Below are 2,051 nucleotides of genomic sequence, written 5' to 3' on the forward strand. Positions count from 1 at the left end.
TCCGTGTATTCAACCACCTAAGATCTACCTTCTAAACATTTTCTCGCGAGTATGTATTAAAAGCAGGTTCAATTAAGGGATTACGAATGATGGGATAACGGCCTTACCGAATCCTCACGACCTTCAGCGCGAAAAATTTTTCGCTTTTCAGTAATATTTAAAAAACACATCCTCTTAGTGTATGGATTTCGTTTAAGTTAATAGTTTATATTAACAAGCCCCGGAAGAAATCAGGCGATTACAAACCCTTTGCGCAACCAGCAAAAGTGACAGTGTTTGTTATGCTACTGGTCTGCCCCCTGAAAAGTGATCCTTCATGAAGTATGGCTTATGAGCCGTAGAAGGACATTGAAATGGCAGCGAAAAGACATAAGGCAGAAGAGATTGTCACGAAGCTTCGTCAGGTTGATGTGCTGAATGCGCAAGGAAAATCGATGGCGGAAGCGATCCGGTCGATAGGTGTTACAGAAGTTACATATTACCGATGGCGTTCCGAATACGGTGGATTGAAGGGCGATCAGGTAAAGCGGCTAAAGGAACTGGAGGCAGAGAATGCCCGGCTGAGGCGGGCTGTTTCTGATCTCACGCTGGATAAGATGATCCTTGCCGAGGCCGCCAAGGGAAACTTCTGAGCCCCGCCCGTCGCCGCGCTTGCGTGGACCATGTGATCGATGAACTGAAGGTGTCCGAGAGACGGGCGTGCTGAGTCTTGGGTCAGCATCGTTCCACGCAGCGCAAGATCGCCAAGACCCCGGATGATGAAGCATCATTGACTGCGGACATCACAGCGCTCGCCCTCCAATATGGTCGCTATGGCTATCGTCGCATCACGGCGATGCTGCACCAGGCTGGCTGGATCGTGAACATCAAGCGGGTTGAGCGCATCTGGCGACGGGAGGGGCTGAAAGTGCCGCACAAGCAACCGAAACGCAGCCGTTTGTGGCTGAACGTCAGCTCGTGCATTCGGCTTCGACCGGAATACCCAAATCATGTCTGGTCCTACGACTTTGTCGAGGACCGGACGCACAACGGCAGGAAAATCCGCATGCTCAACGTGATTGATGAGTTCACGCGGGAATGCATCGCCATCAGGGTCGAGAGAAAGCTGAAGGCAGTCGATGTTATCGACGTGCTTTCCGACCTCTTCATCTTGCGCGGCATCCCCACCCATATTCGTTCGGACAATGGCCCGGAGTTCATCGCCAAAGCACTCCGGGAGTGGATCGCAGCAGTCGGTGCCAAAACCGCCTACATCATGCCGGGCAGTCCATGGGAAAACGGCTATTGCGAGAGCTTCAACTCGAAACTCCGTGACGAACTGCTCAACGGCGAAATCTTCTACACGCTCAAGGAAGCGAAGATCATCATCGAAAACTGGAGACAGCATTACAACACAGTGCGGCCACATTCATCACTGGGCTACAAACCACCGGCACCCGAAGCAGCCGTCTGGCCTCCACAAATGGGCCAGCGTCAACACCAGCAGTGGCAAGCAGACCGATCATGCACTAACATTCCAAACGGATCACCTCGTGGGGGCAGGCCACTTTTCTTATCAATTGTTTTAATATTTGGTCCAATTGGCGAAGCAAACAGGCAAATAAGGTAAAATAGTCAAAAAATTGTATATTTTTATTTTCACATTAATGCGATTTTTCTGATCAGTTTTTGACAAAAAATCATTTTATTAAAGAAAATAACAAACCCCAATGCTATTGATATTAAATACTCCCATTAATGAATTTTTTATTTTGAGTGTGAGGAAACTATCTCACGCGCAGATAGATGGGAATGAAAGTCGGGTCACAGGGGGAATTGTTTTTGATTTCAAAAACGCACCGGAAAATTTGCATCGGCACGATCACAAGAGATCGTCCCGTTATGCTGCAAAAATTGCTGATGTCTTATGCCCGTCTGAATATTCCGGAAGGGATACAGATCTGTTTTTTAATTGTAGAAAACAATCACGAGAAAACAGTCTGCTCGATTATCAATGACTTTAAGGCAAGAGTTTCACCTGCTGAAGTCGTCTATACTGTTGAGCCGGTTTT

General features: G+C 48.0%; 2 pseudogenes. Both read left to right on the forward strand.

What is annotated here, in order from left to right:
- Positions 1-353: 353 nt before the first annotated feature.
- Positions 354-1,512 (forward strand): annotated as a pseudogene (locus tag A918_RS21150) (IS3 family transposase).
- Between the two features lie 273 nt (positions 1,513-1,785).
- Positions 1,786-2,051, forward strand: a pseudogene (locus A918_RS22160) (hypothetical protein); the annotation flags it as partial.

The organism is Pseudochrobactrum sp. AO18b, assembly GCF_000409565.1.
In the GTDB taxonomy this organism is placed as follows: domain Bacteria; phylum Pseudomonadota; class Alphaproteobacteria; order Rhizobiales; family Rhizobiaceae; genus Pseudochrobactrum; species Pseudochrobactrum saccharolyticum.